General features: G+C 43.6%; 16 protein-coding genes. All 16 read left to right on the top strand.

All coding sequences use genetic code 11. The features are described 5' to 3' along the window. The first annotated feature begins 95 nt into the window (after nucleotides 1-95). The 16 genes from APB76_RS21840 (at nucleotide 96) to APB76_RS21770 (ending at nucleotide 15,821) form a co-directional block, all read left to right on the top strand. Nucleotides 96-281: a hypothetical protein gene (locus APB76_RS21840; protein WP_049845077.1), complete on the top strand. Its 186-nt coding sequence runs from the start codon at nucleotides 96-98 to the stop codon at nucleotides 279-281. 117 nt (nucleotides 282-398) lie between these two features. After that, nucleotides 399-1,775: a YcjX family GTP-binding protein gene (locus APB76_RS21835; protein ID WP_049845078.1), complete on the top strand. Its 1,377-nt coding sequence runs from the start codon at nucleotides 399-401 to the stop codon at nucleotides 1,773-1,775. Further along, entirely contained in the window at nucleotides 1,772-2,827 is a 1,056-nt protein-coding gene (locus tag APB76_RS21830) for a YcjF family protein (RefSeq protein WP_054962538.1), read from the top strand. The genes APB76_RS21835 and APB76_RS21830 overlap by 4 nt, the downstream gene beginning before the upstream one ends. Before the next feature lie 100 nt (nucleotides 2,828-2,927). Then, complete coding sequence (gene tyrR / locus APB76_RS21825) at nucleotides 2,928-4,472, top strand: transcriptional regulator TyrR (protein WP_054962537.1); 1,545 nt, start codon at nucleotides 2,928-2,930, stop codon at nucleotides 4,470-4,472. Continuing rightward, nucleotides 4,473-5,048 carry a ribosomal protein S5-alanine N-acetyltransferase gene (gene rimJ / locus APB76_RS21820; protein ID WP_054962536.1) on the top strand — a complete coding sequence of 192 codons (576 nt, stop codon included), beginning with the start codon at nucleotides 4,473-4,475 and terminating at the stop codon, nucleotides 5,046-5,048. A gap of 5 nt (nucleotides 5,049-5,053) precedes the next feature. Next, nucleotides 5,054-5,641, top strand: a complete 588-nt coding sequence (locus APB76_RS21815; RefSeq protein ID WP_049845082.1) for an HD domain-containing protein — start codon at nucleotides 5,054-5,056, stop codon at nucleotides 5,639-5,641. Between the two features lie 19 nt (nucleotides 5,642-5,660). Further along, entirely contained in the window at nucleotides 5,661-6,134 is a 474-nt protein-coding gene (locus tag APB76_RS21810; RefSeq protein ID WP_054962535.1) for a DUF2947 domain-containing protein, read from the top strand. Nucleotides 6,135-6,233: 99 nt separating this feature from the next. Further along, on the top strand, nucleotides 6,234-7,196 hold the full coding sequence (locus APB76_RS21805; RefSeq protein WP_054962534.1) for a GGDEF domain-containing protein: 963 nt from the start codon (nucleotides 6,234-6,236) through the stop codon (nucleotides 7,194-7,196). A gap of 181 nt (nucleotides 7,197-7,377) precedes the next feature. Then, on the top strand, nucleotides 7,378-7,551 hold the full coding sequence (locus tag APB76_RS23200; RefSeq protein ID WP_054962533.1) for a hypothetical protein: 174 nt from the start codon (nucleotides 7,378-7,380) through the stop codon (nucleotides 7,549-7,551). Between the two features lie 160 nt (nucleotides 7,552-7,711). Beyond that, the gene (locus APB76_RS21800) at nucleotides 7,712-8,359 is read left to right on the top strand and encodes a GTP cyclohydrolase II (RefSeq protein ID WP_157633234.1); all 648 of its coding nucleotides are present in this window, start codon (nucleotides 7,712-7,714) and stop codon (nucleotides 8,357-8,359) included. Between the two features lie 168 nt (nucleotides 8,360-8,527). Beyond that, complete coding sequence (locus APB76_RS21795) at nucleotides 8,528-9,790, top strand: imelysin family protein (RefSeq protein ID WP_054962532.1); 1,263 nt, start codon at nucleotides 8,528-8,530, stop codon at nucleotides 9,788-9,790. Between the two features lie 121 nt (nucleotides 9,791-9,911). Next, on the top strand, nucleotides 9,912-11,303 hold the full coding sequence (locus APB76_RS21790; RefSeq protein WP_054962531.1) for a di-heme oxidoreductase family protein: 1,392 nt from the start codon (nucleotides 9,912-9,914) through the stop codon (nucleotides 11,301-11,303). A gap of 9 nt (nucleotides 11,304-11,312) precedes the next feature. After that, nucleotides 11,313-12,344, top strand: a complete 1,032-nt coding sequence (locus APB76_RS21785; RefSeq protein ID WP_054962530.1) for an imelysin family protein — start codon at nucleotides 11,313-11,315, stop codon at nucleotides 12,342-12,344. Beyond that, complete coding sequence (locus APB76_RS21780; RefSeq protein WP_054962529.1) at nucleotides 12,334-13,416, top strand: DUF1513 domain-containing protein; 1,083 nt, start codon at nucleotides 12,334-12,336, stop codon at nucleotides 13,414-13,416. Before APB76_RS21785 ends, APB76_RS21780 begins: the two co-directional genes overlap by 11 nt. A gap of 108 nt (nucleotides 13,417-13,524) precedes the next feature. Then, nucleotides 13,525-15,096, top strand: coding sequence for a L,D-transpeptidase family protein (locus APB76_RS21775; protein ID WP_049845090.1), 1,572 nt, complete (start codon nucleotides 13,525-13,527; stop codon nucleotides 15,094-15,096). A 182-nt stretch (nucleotides 15,097-15,278) separates the two neighbouring features. Next, nucleotides 15,279-15,821, top strand: a complete 543-nt coding sequence (locus tag APB76_RS21770) for a DUF882 domain-containing protein (RefSeq protein ID WP_049845091.1) — start codon at nucleotides 15,279-15,281, stop codon at nucleotides 15,819-15,821. Nucleotides 15,822-15,894: the final 73 nt, after the last annotated feature.

Raw genomic sequence — 15,894 nt, 5'->3', positions numbered from 1 at the left:
TTGTGAGAACTCATTGAATTAACTGATAAAGGTGGAGCAAACGCTGCACCTTTTATTTGTATACTGTAATCATTGTTTATTCGTCAGGAGCTAAAATGCCACGTTTTATTCAAATCTTGCAGATAATCATTGCGGTGGTTGTTGGCGTGTTCATAGGTTATGACCTTGTGCTTCATGGCATCAGCATTTTCGATGAAAAGTACGTAACAATTAGCTGTGTATTGTTTGTTTTACTTGAGATTGCACTATTTGTTATCTACAAATTGATCGAAGACGACTAACTGTCGTTGCTTGATTGCTACACTAAGCCTCTGATTTATATCAGGGGCTTTTTTGTTCATCTAGGATTAAGATTAGAAACGTTACGATAAGCTCGATAGTTAGATAAGAGAGTGTAAATGAAGCAAATTACCCAAGAAGTGAATGATTTACTTAGCCGCACGATGGACTCCCATGTTCGTATTGCGGTAACAGGTCTGTCTAGAGCAGGTAAAACCGCATTTATTAGTTCGCTAGTTAATCAACTTCTACATACTTCAACTCATGAGAATCTACCATTGTTTAATGCTGCTCGTGACAAGCGACTTGTTGGAGCGAAGCGTGAACCTCAGACTAATATGCTTGTTCCTCGTTTCGCTTACGATCACGCTATGCAGCACGTTCACGCCACTCCTCCGATTTGGCCAGAGCCGACTCGAGACGTGAGCGAAATTCGACTTGCTATAAAGTATCGTCCGCAGAAAAAGACCAAAAGAGTGTTTGGTAGTACATCGACTTTGCATATCGATATCATTGATTATCCAGGGGAGTGGTTACTTGATTTACCACTACTTGATATGGATTTTCAGCAATGGTCTCAAAGTCAGTTTGATGCATTAAAGGGCGAGCGTAAGCAGCTAGCGCAGAAGTGGCTTGAAAAACTCGATGGCTTTGATTTGATGGATGAGTTGGATGAAAACGCATTAGTAGAAATATCTAACCTATATACTCAGTTTCTACACGGTTGCAAAGATCTTGGCTTGCATTGGGTACAGCCGGGTAGATTCGTGCTTCCGGGGGATCTAGAAGGCGCGCCTGTACTTCAGTTCTTCCCTTGCCAGTTTGATGAGCAGACTAAGGTAGTGAAAGGTTCCAACTTAGCCATGCTTAAAGCGCGTTATCAGGAGTACCAACAAAAAGTGGTGAAAGCGTTTTATAAGCATCATTTTTCGACTTTTGATCGTCAAATTGTTCTGGTGGATTGCTTGCAGCCGCTCAATGCGGGTTACGAGTCTTTTCACGATATGCGTAATGCTCTTGAACAGATCATGCATAGCTTCCGTTATGGCCGTAGTAACATATTGAAGAGACTGTTTGCACCAAGAATCGATAAGATCTTGTTTGCTGCAACAAAGGCTGATCATGTCACTCCGGAGCAACACCCCAATTTGGTGTCTTTATTGCAACAGATGGTTCACCCTGCTTGGCAAACCGCATCTTATGAAAACATCGAAATGAATTGCATGACTATAGCATCAATACAGGCGACACAGGCGGGCTTCATTAGCAAAGGTGATCAGTCTTACCCCGCGATTCAAGGCGTAACCATAGATGAACAAGCAATGACCGTTTTTCCGGGTGAAGTGCCTAAAAAGTTGCCCACGCAAAATTACTGGGCTAACCAAGGATTTGAGTTTACAGGTTTTAGGCCACAGCAAGGGGCACCGGATGAGCCATTACCTCATATTAGAATGGATAAAGCGCTTGAATATCTGATTGGAGATAAGCTTAAATGACAAACAGTGACAAATCGCAGCTTAAGCAAAAGCACGTTTTTAGCGACGCTTTCCAAAGTGAACAAGATGAATCTCAATCTCATCCAGAACTGACCGCTCAAATGCAGTTTGAGCAACAGGAGCAGTTCGTTCCTGTTGAAGTCGACCACAAGAGTGAAGACATCAGTGTTGAAGCCGAGTTAGAACAGGTGATTCGACCTAAATCCAGCTCCAAATGGCTGGCGACTGGTCTTGTAGGTACATTTGCTGGTCTGGTCGGTTGGCAAGCAATCGATAGTGTGGTGACCGCGGTACAAACAGCAGACTGGCTCGCATTGGGTTGGTCAGGGTTTATTGCCACGCTTTCACTTTTAGGTGTTGGAGCGATAGGCAAGGAGCTGTTTAAGCTGCGTAGACTTCGTAACCACTTTAGTGTTCAAGAGCAAAGTGAAGCCCTTATTCAGTCAGAAAGTGTTGGACAAGGCAAAGCATTTTGCGAATCGGTCGCCAAACAGTCGGGTATTCAACGAGAGTCACCAAGTTATGATCGTTGGGCGAATAGCGTAAACGCGTCACATAGCGATGCTGAAGTGCTGGATATGTACGATGCTATGGTCGTGGCAGAGCAAGATAAAGTGGCAACTAGGGTGGTCTCCAAACATGCAACAGAGTCCGCCGCTCTGGTGGCTATAAGCCCATTAGCCATTGCTGACATGATGTTGGTCGCGTGGCGCAACTTTAAGATGATCGACAACCTAGCCGATGTTTATGGTGTTGAGTTAGGTTACTGGTCGAGACTTAAGTTGTTTAAAGCCACATTGATTAATATGGCAGCAGCAGGCGCAAGTGAAGTTGCAGTGGACGCGAGTATGGATCTCATGTCTATGGACTTAGCAGGTAAAGTTTCGGCTCGTGCTGGGCAAGGGTTAGGTGTTGGTATTTTAACAGCAAGGCTAGGCCTAAAGGCGATGGCATTGTTACGACCAATCCCTTGGCACAAGGATAGGCAAGTTAAATTAAGTGCTATTCGCAAACAAATTGTTGAAAAAGTCGCCGCTTTAACAATCAAATAGTGCGAATGTGAAGCAGGTAATATCTGTTTGCTTGACGAGGATCTAGGCTTAAGGGAAACTACTGTCAACTTTTCGTGACACCTTATGTAGGGACTTATCCGTGCGTCTTGAAGTTTTCTGTGAAGACAGACTTGGTCTGACTCGTGAATTACTCGATATTCTTGCTTCCAAAAACCTCGATCTCCGAGGTATTGAAATCGATGTTTCCGGGATTATCTACTTAAACTGCCCTGATATCGACTTCGATACTTTTAGTGAACTGATGGCGGAGATTCGTCGTATCTCAGGTGTGAAAGACGTTCGCAAGATTCAGTTCATGCCAATTGAACGTCATAACAACGAACTTATTTCTCTTCTCAACAATCTACCTGAACCCGTATTGGCGATTGATTTAAAAGGTCATGTAGACATGGCTAACCATGCAGCGTTGTCGCTATTTGGTTGTGAAGAGAGCGAAATGTTCGGACACCAAATCTCTACGCTACTCCCAAGTTTCAGTTTTACTAAGTGGGTTGAAGGTAAGATTGCTCGTCAACGAGAAGAGATCGTGATTAGCGGCCTCGACTACATGATGGAAATAATGCCTGTCTATATCTCGGATGAGTCAAATGAATCGGTGCTAGCAAGTGCCGTAATGATCATTCGCTCTGCACAGGAAAAGCCACTGTTTGATGACTCGTTGCCTTTGCACAACAACCTTGGCTTTGAACATTTTGTTGGTGTTTCTAATCGTCATAAAGCGCTCATCAGCCAAGCGAAGAAACTCTCTATGCTCGATCAGCCGCTTCTGATTCAAGGCGAAACGGGAACAGGTAAAGAAATGTTAGCGCGAGCTTGTCATAATCGCTCCCATCGCGCAGCAAACCCTTTTCTAGTATTGAGCTGTGCGTCAATGCCAGATGGTGTTGCTGAAACCGAGTTGTTTGGCCATGCACCGGGTTCGTTTAACCATGAACAAGGCCATAAAGGGATATTTGAACAGGCAAATGGTGGCACCGTTTTCCTTGATGAAATTGGTGAAATGAGTCCGCATTTGCAAATTAAACTGCTGCGCTTACTCCAAGATGGTACTTTCCGCCGCGTTGGGGAAGAAGACGAAATTCATGTGGATGTAAGAGTGATTGCCTCTACGCGTCACCAGTTGGCAGATCTCGCTGAGTCGGGGTCATTCCGCGAAGACCTATTCTATCGTTTGAATGTACTGACTCTACTTATTCCACCGTTACGAGAGCGCTCGAATGATATTGCGCCGTTACTAGAGTTATTTGTGGCGAAGTACGTTAAACAGCTTGGTATTTCTAAGCCGTCTATTGACGAGTTTTTGGTTGATCAGCTTGTTAGTTATCAATGGCCCGGCAATATGCGTCAACTAGAGAACATGGTATTGCGAGCTTTAACTGAGCTGGAATCTGACATGCTGACCGCTGAACTATTTCACTTGCCGCAGTTAGAAACAACAACGTCAAATACACCTTCATTGAACATAGATGGCTCGTTGGATGAGATAATGAAAGAGTATGAATCTCAGATACTTGAGCGACTTTATCAATCATTTCCCTCGAGTCGTAAATTAGCTAAGCGCCTGAACGTCTCTCATACGTCAGTGGCCAACAAATTGCGTGAATACGGTATTAGAAAAAATTAAATGGAAAGAATCAGCACCCCTACCTCTGTTTATGAGGTAGACGAAGACATTATAGTTCGCACTGCCGAGCCGACAGATGGTTATCTAATCTCTGAATATTTCATTGCTAATCGCACCCATTTAAAAGAATGGGAACCAAAGCGAGAAGATGGCTTTTTCACACTATCAGGCTGGACACAAAAGCTGATTAAGTTAAATGAGCTGCATAGAATAGGACTTGGCTATTACTTGTTGATTATCGACAGAAAAACCAACGAGATGCTCGGCACAGTATCATTTAGTAATATTTCTCGCTTTCCATTTCATGCTTGTAGCGTTGGGTATTCGCTAGCCGTTAGTGCGCAAGGTCGCGGAATAATGACGCGAGCACTGAAGCTCGCTGTAAACTACATGTTTAAAGTGCAGAATATTCATCGCGTGATGGCGAGTTACATGCCACGTAATTATCGTAGTGAAGCGGTTTTAGAACGCACTGGGTTTATTAAAGAAGGCTTCGCTAAAGACTATCTGTTGATCAATGGTCAATGGGAAGATCATAACCTAACTTCACTTATCAACCCTAACTGGAAAGGTTAATAGTAGTGGAACGACTAGAGAAACAACTCGGTTTACTTATGGAACTTGATCAACTCAAGTCCGTTTTAAGGCGCACTCGGGTAAAAAGTGCCGATGGTCGTTTAGAAAATAGTGCCGAACATAGCTGGCATGTCGCATTGATGGCTATTTTAATGGAAGAGCATGCCAACGAACAGGTTGATATTTCGCGCGTGGTTAAGATGCTATTGCTTCATGATATCGTCGAAATTGATGCGGGCGATACCTTTGTTTATGATATCGCCGCTTCTGCTAAGCAAGAGCAAAAAGAGCTAGAAGCCGCTCAGCGCCTGTTTGACATGTTGCCACAGGATCAAGGACAACCGCTGCTAGAGCTTTGGTTAGAGTTTGAATCTGCTCAATCCGCAGATGCTAAATTTGCTAAAGCACTGGATAGAATCATTCCTATGCTACTGAACTACCACAATCAAGGCCAAAGTTGGCAGGAGCATGGTGTTACACGCCATCAAGCCTTAACTGTTAACCAAAAGATTGAATTTGGTTCGAAAGCTCTTTGGACAAAAGCACAACAGATTATTGACGATGCCACGAAAAATGGTTGGCTAAAAGCGTAAGGCTTTAAGAGGAAAACTGATGTCATACCTTACTTTGGATGAATACCAAAGAAAATGGATTTTTACCCACCAATCTATGCCAGTACCTGAAGAGGATTTGGTCGCGATCAAACCTATGAGTCAGGCGCGCGCGTCTCAATTTTGGAAAGAGAATATCAGTGCTCAAAGCCCTGATGCAGAGCGTCTAAGCCCTAGTGATTGGCCAATGAAAGAGTCAAATTGGCAACAAACTATTGATTGGATGGCTGCTTGGGAAGCCGATGAAGAATCCATGCCACAAGAGCTTGAAGAGTTTATTGATTGGCAAGACGATGTGACGGTTTATTTTTGTTATGAGAAATACAATGTGATTGAAACCAAGTGGTCGGTATTTAAAAAGCATTGGAAGAATTTCTTATTCTATGACGATGGGCCTATTCTAATTGGTAGACGTCGCAAAGAAGCGCTTTGGTTTGATACTCAAGGAACGGTTAAACTAGGGTTTAGAAAATAAAATAGAGCAGCATTAGCTGCTCTATTTTTATGCAGCTAATGTCATATTTATTGCACCTGTCTATACTTACTTAACAAATGTAAAGGCATGGAATGAGTCATGGAAGACAAGATAATCCGCTCCGTAATAGAAATTACCGAACAGAGAAACTCAGTTTCACTTGGTCATTGTCTTGTCGCCACTCTGGCGGAAATGATCCCAGCTGAGTCAATAGAACTTACCTATTTCATTAATAATACGGCTCGGACGGTAGCAAAAATCACTTGCATAGGTGCCGCCCAAAGAGAGTTTGATTGGGTATATGACTCAACGTCAGTTAATAATGGAACGAGAAGCCACCTGAATGAACAATCTGTTATCTCCAGAGACGATGATGGGCGATATATATCAACACACCCGATTCCAGTTTCTGACGATAGCTCTGCGGAACTTATCGTCGTACTAGGTGAATCACCAGCCAATTATGAGCTTCTAATTGATGGGTTTGCAAAGATCTATCGCAATTACCTAGTCGTGTTACATGACAGCGAACGAGACAAGCTCACCGGTTTGCTAAATCGCCGAACACTGGAGGAGAGGTTGTCGCGCTGTTTTAGCATCATACCTGATAGGCCTGTCGAGATTACCGCATGGGTTGCCATTGTTGACCTAGACCACTTTAAAGGTGTCAATGACCGCTTTGGTCATATGATTGGTGATGAGGTCTTGCTCTTGTTTGCACAGCAAATGAGAAACTACTTTTCCGGCAATGAGCAGTTGTTCCGTTTTGGAGGGGAAGAGTTTGTGATTTTGTTACCTCAGCAATCTATGGAGCAGTGCCGGGCAACGCTTGAAGGTTTTCGCCTTCACATTAATTCATTTCGCTTCCCGCAAGTTATAAACCTCACTTTTAGTTGTGGGGTTTGTGGCGTAACACCTCAAGAATATTTGCCAACTATATTGGATCACGCCGATAGCGCACTATATTACGCAAAAGATAATGGCAGGAATCAAATTCACTTTTTTAATGCCAAATGTCCAGAAGGGTACAGAAATGGCCAAGATGATGTAGAACTTTTCTAGAAGAACCTTAACAACCTACTAACGTTTAGAAAAGTAAAGATTAATCATGTCATAATTGTGTGACTTCTACCCCAGGAATATGTCTAGTTTTTGCGACGAAAATGTATTCTGATATTATTGATTATACTAATGTTTCCAACGCATTATTTTTCATTTAATACTTGAGTCTTAGGGAAAAGCAGTGGCTTTAAATGTATCTCAACTTCGTGAAGACTTTTATGCACGCATCAGTGCAATGCAGTCGTATGCACTTCCGCAAACGCAACCAACGCTGTCGTTACTTACAGATGAAGAATTAAGAGAGCTGGAGGCGTGCTGGATTGCACTTTCTGTTTGGAAAAACCAACAAGATTAAAGCGATAAGGCAAATTGGCAAACAGTGAAACCTCACAACCTATGTTGTTGAGGTTTTTTATTGCCTCTTAATTGAAGTGTTATATTATAACATTTTATGATCTAATCATTGAAAACCTAAGTATTAGTCCCCATAGTTAAGTTCATAGCGGAGCATTTTGATGAATGCAGCGACAGATATAATAAAGACAGAGATTCAAGTGAGTAAAAATATGGCGGAAGTAAGAGCCAGAGTCGACTTCAAAGTAGGTGCAAAGAGCAATATTGATGCTGAATTACTTTCCTTTCACGGTTTGAAAACTGAGAAAGAGCATGTTGCCGTTGTCTTCAAAAAAGCAGATAAAACCCAAGCGATCCCACTTGTTCGCATGCATTCAGAATGTCTCACTGGAGATGTGTTCCACTCATCTCGCTGTGATTGTGGTGAACAACTTGATGAAACGATTAATCGCATGGCTGAGTCGGGGGGAATTATTTTATACCTAAGACAAGAAGGGCGAGGGATTGGTCTGTACAACAAGATTGATGCTTATAAGCTGCAGAGCGAAGGTATGAATACTTACGAAGCTAATAATCATTTAGGGTTTGGAGATGACCTACGTGATTTCACAGAAGCCGCTCAAATGCTAAAAGCCTTAGGGGTTGAAAAGATCCGATTAGTAACCAACAACCCAAAAAAGATACGTGATCTAGAAGAGTACGGGATAGAAATTGACGAGGTTGTTAATACTTTAGCTCATGTTAAAGATGGCAACGAGAGCTACCTGAAAGCTAAAATGTCTCATGGTAAGCATAACCTCGATGTGTAACCCTTAAAGTAAGCCATGTTGATAAAAGCCTCACTTTTGTGAGGCTTTTTTGTTTCCTGCTTGCAAAAAAAATGTAAGTTTGTATTATTCGCAACTAATGGTGCAAATGATAATAATTAGCACTACGAATGTAAAATAATTATTAAGCTCAACAAGGATGCTTTTTCAATGAATGTAAAATCTCTATTAGCTCAATCTGTAGCAGCTTCACTACTTATCGCTAGTGGTTCTGCTTTTGCCGCAAACGTAACTAAACAACAAGTTGTAGAGCACTATGCAGATGTTGCTCACGCGGTGTTTGCAGACTCTCTTACTACGGCAAAAGCTTTGGATCAGTCAGTAGAAGCATTTTTAGCAAATCCAACCGCAGCGACGTTTGCAGAAGTTAAACAAGTATGGCTTGCTTCTCGCGTGCCTTACCAACAATCTGAAGTATTTCGTTTTGGTAACGCGATTGTAGACGATTGGGAAGGTCAACTTAACGCATGGCCTCTTGATGAAGGTTTGATTGATTACGTATCTTCAGATTACCAATACGAACTAGGCAATGAAGGCGCAAACGCTAATATCGTTGCAAACAACGAGTTAGCAATTGGCGCTTCTAAACTTGATGTTTCGAAAATTACACCAGAATTAATCGCTGACCTAAATGAAGTCGGTGGCTCTGAAGCAAACGTTGCTTCTGGTTATCACGCGATCGAATTCCTACTTTGGGGTCAGGATCTAAACGGCACTAACGCAGGCGCAGGTCAACGTGCTTACACTGACTTCGTTGTTGGCACAGAGTGTACGAATAATAACTGTGATCGTCGCGGTGAGTTTCTAAAAGCTGCTGCAGAACTTCTAGTTCAAGATCTAGAGTGGATGGAAAAGCAGTGGTCTGCTGATGTTAAAGGCAACTACCGCGAAGAACTTCTAAACGAGTCTGCGGATAACGGTCTGCGTAAAATGTTATTCGGTATGGGTTCTCTTTCTTTGGGTGAGTTGGCTGGTGAGCGCATGAAGGTCGCTCTAGAAGCAAACTCAACGGAAGATGAGCACGACTGTTTCTCTGATAATACGCACAACTCCCACTACTACAACGAGCAAGGGATCTACAACGTTTATACGGGGCTATACAAGCGTGAAGACGGTACGCTTCTGTCTGGTCCAAGCATCAATGACCTTGTGGCACAAGAAGATAAGCAAGCTGCAAAAGAGATCCAAAAGCAGTTTGACGTAACACGTGCTCAAGTAGGCCAACTGGTCACATCCGCTGAGAAAAACGGTCAGTACTTTGACCAGTTGATAGCTGCAGGTAACACTCAAGGCAATGCGCTTGTTAACGACACCATCATGTCGCTGGTTGCTCAAACTACTCAAATTGAGCGTGCGGCGAAAATCGTTGGTATCAGCAGCTTGAATCCAGACACTGCTGACCACGAGTTCTAATCCACAACAAATAGTAAATAAAAGGGCTCAATTGAGCCCTTTTGCCGTTTCTTATTTACTGTGTTTTTGAGAATTATTCCCATTTAAAAAGTCAGGTTATTTCTGTTTAAAGAGTCCTAGTATGAAGTTGTACATGAACACTGTCCTTGCAAGCCTTTTCGCAATTAGTGCGTCTTCAGCATTTGCTTATGATGTTAAGTCTGGTGGTGACACCTCGGTTAAAAAAGATGGCGCTAACGCATTCTCACTTCCTGCTGGAAACCTCCCCATGTCCAAACGCTTAGATTTTAGTGTGGGTAATAGTTTCTTTCGAAACCCTTGGGTGCAGGCACCAGCGTCTACCGATGCCCGTGATGGTTTAGGGCCATTATTTAATACTAATGGTTGTCAGAATTGTCACATTAAGGACGGGCGTGGTCACCCACCAGAAGAGGGTGATATACATGCCGTTTCGATGCTAGTGCGCTTAAGTATTCCTGCTATGACGCCTGAGCAAAAGAAAACCTTCATCAAAGACGGTGTGATCCCTGAACCGACTTATGGTGGTCAGCTACAAGATTTTGCACTTCAAGATAAAACACCAGAAGGCTCAATCGACATAACTTACACAGATGCACCAGTAACATTCGCCGATGGTACAGTGGTCACGCTGCGCAAACCAAACCTTTCGATTACGAATTTAGGCTACGGGAAGATGCATCCAGATACTCAAATGTCAGCTCGAGTAGCCCCCCCGATGATTGGACTGGGCTTGCTCGAAAGTATCCCAGATGAAACACTTAAAGCTTGGGCTGATGAGCAAGACAAAAATGGTGATGGTATCTCAGGCAAGGTAAACGTTGTTTGGGATGTGCGCGCCAAAGACTTTGCGATTGGTCGTTTTGGCTGGAAAGCTGGTCAACCAAACCTAATGCAACAAAATGCAGCGGCTTTTAATGGCGATGTTGGCTTAACGAGCAACTTGTTCCCTAATGAAAACTGTACGTCTAAGCAGTCAATTTGTGATGATTTACCAAATGGTGGCTCGCCGGAAGTGAGTGACAATATTTTAGAATTCGTAGAGTTTTACTCTCAGCACCTAGCAGTCCCGATTCGTCGTAATGTAGATAAACCAGAGGTGAAGCTAGGCCAAGAACTGTTTGCGAAAGTGGGCTGTGATAGCTGCCATAAAACTAATATACAAACGGGGCCTCGCGAGAATCTACCCGCATTGTCCAATCAAACCATTCATCCATACACGGATATGCTGTTGCATGATATGGGGCCAGGTCTTGCAGACAACCGTCCAGAGTATTTGGCTAATGGGCAAGAGTGGCGAACTCAACCTCTATGGGGGATCGGTTACACTCAAGAGGTGAATGATCACACATACTTCCTGCACGATGGACGAGCGCGCAATTTAATGGAAGCGGTATTATGGCACGGTGGAGAAGCTGAAGCGTCCAAACAGGACGTGTTGAAGTTTAACCAGAAAGAAAGAGACGCACTGATTGCTTTCTTGAACTCTTTATAGGATTCAATGATGAAACAGAAACATTATGTGTTAAATGCTGCGATTATTACTGCGCTAAGTGGCTGTCAAGGAACACAGACAGACCAAACATTGCCGCAGAGCACTAACCATCTTAGCCAAGGTGTTTATGAAGTGGAGTTTGCGTCCGCACAAGCTTTCAGACATGAATCCTCGAAGTTATCTGCGTCGATATCGGCTTACTGTGCGTCTTCTACTGATCTGGATAGCGTAGAAGAACAGTGGCACCAAACCATGCTGACTTGGATGGCATTGCAGGGTCAAGAACGTGGGCCAGAATTGGCTTTGGCCCAAAGCTGGAACATACAGTTTTGGCCAGATAAAAAGAACACCACTGGGCGCAAGATGAGCCGTTTGATCAATAGGCCGTTGGCTTGGTCTCAGCAAGATATCGCTCAACAAAGTGTCACGGTTCAAGGTTTGGGCTCTATCGAATGGTTACTTTATGACAAAGCATCCAATTTATCCGGCAGCGCAGTAACTTGTGATACCGCACAAGCGATCAGCAAAAATATTGAAATCAATGCAGATAAAATTGCCCAGGCGTGGGGAACAAACCCGTGGGCTGATCTTGATGAAAAGCAGTGGGAGTCTGAATACATCGCATTGCTTTCCAATCAGCTCGAGTACAGCATGAAAAAAATGAGCCGTCCACTGGCGAATTTTGGTAAACCACGTCCATATTTTTCAGAGTCTTGGCGCTCTGAAACATCAATGCAAAACTTGAAAGCCAATGTTGAAGCAATGAATTTGCTCTATTTAGCTAATGGAGAAGGGTTGGATGCATTATTGCGTGAAAAAGGTAAAGCCAACCTCGCTGACCGCATTTCCAATCAGTTTGCCATGACGATTGAAACATGGCCGACTGACGAAAGTTTGTTTGATATGCTACAAACGAAAAAGGGTTATCAGAAGGCTTACTCACAGTACAACAAGCTAGAGCAGCTTAAATACTTGATCCATGAAGAGGTCGCGATTGAATTGGGTGTGATTATAGGGTTTAACGCAACAGATGGTGACTGATAACACGCGACGTTCATTACTTAAAGCCGCATTGTTGGGAGCGGCTTACCCGTTGGCAGGGTGTGTGTCGACGTCGACGTCGACACAAGACGCTAAGCCAGTATTGATAGGGTGTTCGGTTTCTGGGCGAAATCGGTTTAATGCAGTGGTTGCGAACCAAAACGGCATACCTATAAGGCAAGTCGCACTACCTGAGCGAGGTCATGGTGTTGCCTCTAATTCGGATCTTGAACACGCGGTTGCTTTTGCTCGTCGTCCCGGCAGCTACTTTCAAGTATTCAATTACCAGACGGGTGAAACGATAAAGCTCCGTGTTGCAGACACCAAGCGACATTATTATGGCCATGGGGCGTTTTCTAATGATGGTAAATGGTTGTACGCGACGGAAGGAGAGCGTGGTACTAGCCGAGGAATTATCGGTGTCTATGACGTTACCGCAGGCTACGAGAAGGTCGCCGAATTTACAGGCTTTGGCCTAGGGCCCCATGAAGTGATTGTGATGCCCGATGATTCTTTAGCCGTTGGTGTCGGTGGTGTTCATACCAACGGAAGAGAACCGCTTAATCTCAATACTATGGTACCAAGCTTGAGCTACCTTGATCCAAATGGCCACCTTATCGAACAGGTCGGGTTGCAGGATCACAAGCTGAGTATTCGTCATTTGGCTCATGATGGGTCTAAAACCGTGCTGTGCGGACAGCAATATCGGGGAGAGCCTGATGAATATCCGTCGCTGCTTGCAATGCATACTTTTGGTGGGGAGTTTGTACCCCTTAAAGCGGAACCAGAACAGTGGGCACGTTTTAATCATTATATTGCGAGCATTGCCGCGACAGAAAACTGGATACTTGCTACCTCTCCAAGGGGTAATTGTTATGGTATTTGGTCTAAACATTCGCAGAAACTCGTTGAGCTATCACCACTTCCCGACGCTTCTGGTGTCGTGGTGCAAGGAAAGGAGTTTAAGGTCAGTTCAGGTGCAGGAGGCGTGGTGAGTCAACTTGAGCCAGGAGATAAGCAAGTTATTCGTTCAGGCATTCAATGGGATAACCATTGGTCTGTAATTAGTTAGTAAATATAGCAAAAATGGAGAGGCTGACAAAAGTTTCAAAAACAAGTCACACTCTTGGTCTGGAACTCTGCCATACTTTATATTCGAAGCATGGTAGGGGGCAGAGCAATGGGAAAGTGGACTTGTTGGTTGTTGGTGCTGTGCCTTACTCCATCGACGAGCTTTGCAACACAGTATTTTAATCAAATTGGTTGGCTTGAACCAGATAGCCAGCTTCACCGATTGCTTCAATATCCTGCTGTAGTTGAGGGAATCTACCGCAACAATAGCTCCCAGATGATTTGGTTTGACCTTCAGCAAAGCAGTAAACTCGAATTTCAACTCGAGGTTATTCACCACGCAAGTCTTAGCACTTTATTCTCGCGTCAACTGAGCTATTTACAGTTTTATCGCAAAAGCAATCGCTGGTTTGAATACGATGTGTTGGCGACAGATACACTGCTTCTTTATCTTAGTTACGCCGAGAGTGCAAAAACTAAGGGGAGTGAATGGTTTTTTGGTAGAAAGGTAGCGTATCCCTTACCTTTGCCCCCAAACAGTTCACTTATCGCCACCCACAGAGCCATTGCCCAACAGTCATTAGGTGATTTAATTGATCGCTATACTCCTGACTCGGCAGGCTATCAATATCTGATTGATACGTACCTACACCTAATCAAGTTTCAAAAGCTCAATATGCCGCTTTACGAGCAGGTTGGTATTAAAACAATTGGCGACAAGCTAAATAACAGAGATGTTTTGTTACAACGACTTGAAGTTGTCGACGTCAATATTCTCGACGTAAGAAAAGATGTGACTTGGTTTGATAGCACGCTAGAAACCGCCATAAAACAGTTCCAGCGGCTACATGGATTGGCAGAAGATGGCGTCATTGGCCCGGCGACGATAGCGTGGTTAAATTTGTCGATTGAGAAGCGTCTCTCTATATTGGCGATTAACGCCGAACGTATCCGTTATTGGCCAGTGCAACGTGAAACAATTATTGTAGTGAACGTGCCAAGCTTTGAAATGAAGTATTGGTCGGCCGGAGAGCAAGTTTTTGCATCCAAGGTGGTCGTTGGTCGTAAAGGAAGACCCACTCCGGTTATGAACACCAACTTAGATTCGCTTATTCTAAACCCAACTTGGAATGTCCCGTGGAAAATTATGGTTGAGGACATTATCCCCAAGGTGAAAGAAGATATTGACTACTTAACTAGGCAAAACATTAAGATTGTTCCTAAGTGGGGCTCTGAAGACATTGTGAACCCAGAAGAAATCGACTGGGAAAACCTAAGGCCAAGTTCATTTCCTTATCGGATGACTCAGTTATCAGGTAATGCTAATGCGTTAGGTTTATATAAATTCAATACACCTAATCGCAGAGCCATATACCTTCACGATACCCCAAGTAAGGGGTTGTTCGATGAAACGCAACGAGCATTTAGTTCAGGATGTATTCGAGTTGAGAACGCTGATCTTTTTGCTGTAACACTGCTAGAAACTCAAGGTTTGGAGCTTGAAGAAGATGCAAACAGTGAGGAGAGCGAACCAGTTCCCCCGGTTCCTAACCAAGCGATTCCTTTAAAAAGTCACATACCAGTCCATATTATTTATCAAACGGCATGGTATGAGGAAGGGAATGTCCACTACAGGGAAGATATTTACCGTTTAGACAGATTTCGTTACACAAAGGGCTAAAGTTGACGGTATCTTTACCTTTGCAACTTAAAATTATTTTTACCAATAGGTTCAATAGTTAAGCAAAAAAATGCTCACTTAGTGTGACTTTGAGCATGTTTTATGCATTTGCACTTCACAAGAGAGTTCGGTAGTGTCGCCGTTTGACACGTTTGAGCAACGATTTGTGAAGGAATTTTAAAGTGGCATTATCCCGACGAGATTTTATTAAACTAGCCGGAAGTGGTTTGGTCGTAGCGAGCTGTGCTCCAGGCGTGGCATGGGCATCCTACCCAGATAAGACTCGCTCGCTAGCACTAACCAATTTGCACACCCGTGAAGCGCTTGAAACGTGTTATTTCGATGGCAGCAATTATGTTGATAGAGAGTTGGGTCGGTTAAACCACCTATGCCGTGACTTTAGGCGCAATGAAATTCATGCCATGGATAAACGCCTATTTGATCATATCAGCCAAATACAGCAAGAACTGGGCGTCGAAGCAGAAGTACAAATCATTTCGGGTTATCGATCACCCGTTACAAATGAAGCGCTGCGTGGTAAGTCGAGTGGTGTCGCTAAGAAAAGTTACCATATGTTAGGCCAAGCGATTGACTTTCGTCTTGATGGAGTGAACCTAAAGCAAGTTCGAGATGTGGCGCGAGATTTGCGGTTTGGTGGCGTAGGCTATTACCCCAAGAGCAACTTTGTTCACATCGATACAGGCCCCGTTCGCTACTGGGCGTAATCTTGCCTAGCTTAGAGTTGTCAAAGTGGCATTCAAGTGTCATAGTTCTGCCAGTTTAGATATATATCAAGGT

Origin of the sequence: Vibrio bivalvicida, assembly GCF_001399455.2 — a bacterium.
Lineage (GTDB): Bacteria > Pseudomonadota > Gammaproteobacteria > Enterobacterales > Vibrionaceae > Vibrio > Vibrio bivalvicida.
The sequence above is the reverse complement of the archived record's forward strand: the minus strand, read 5'-3'. Positions and strand labels throughout refer to the sequence as shown.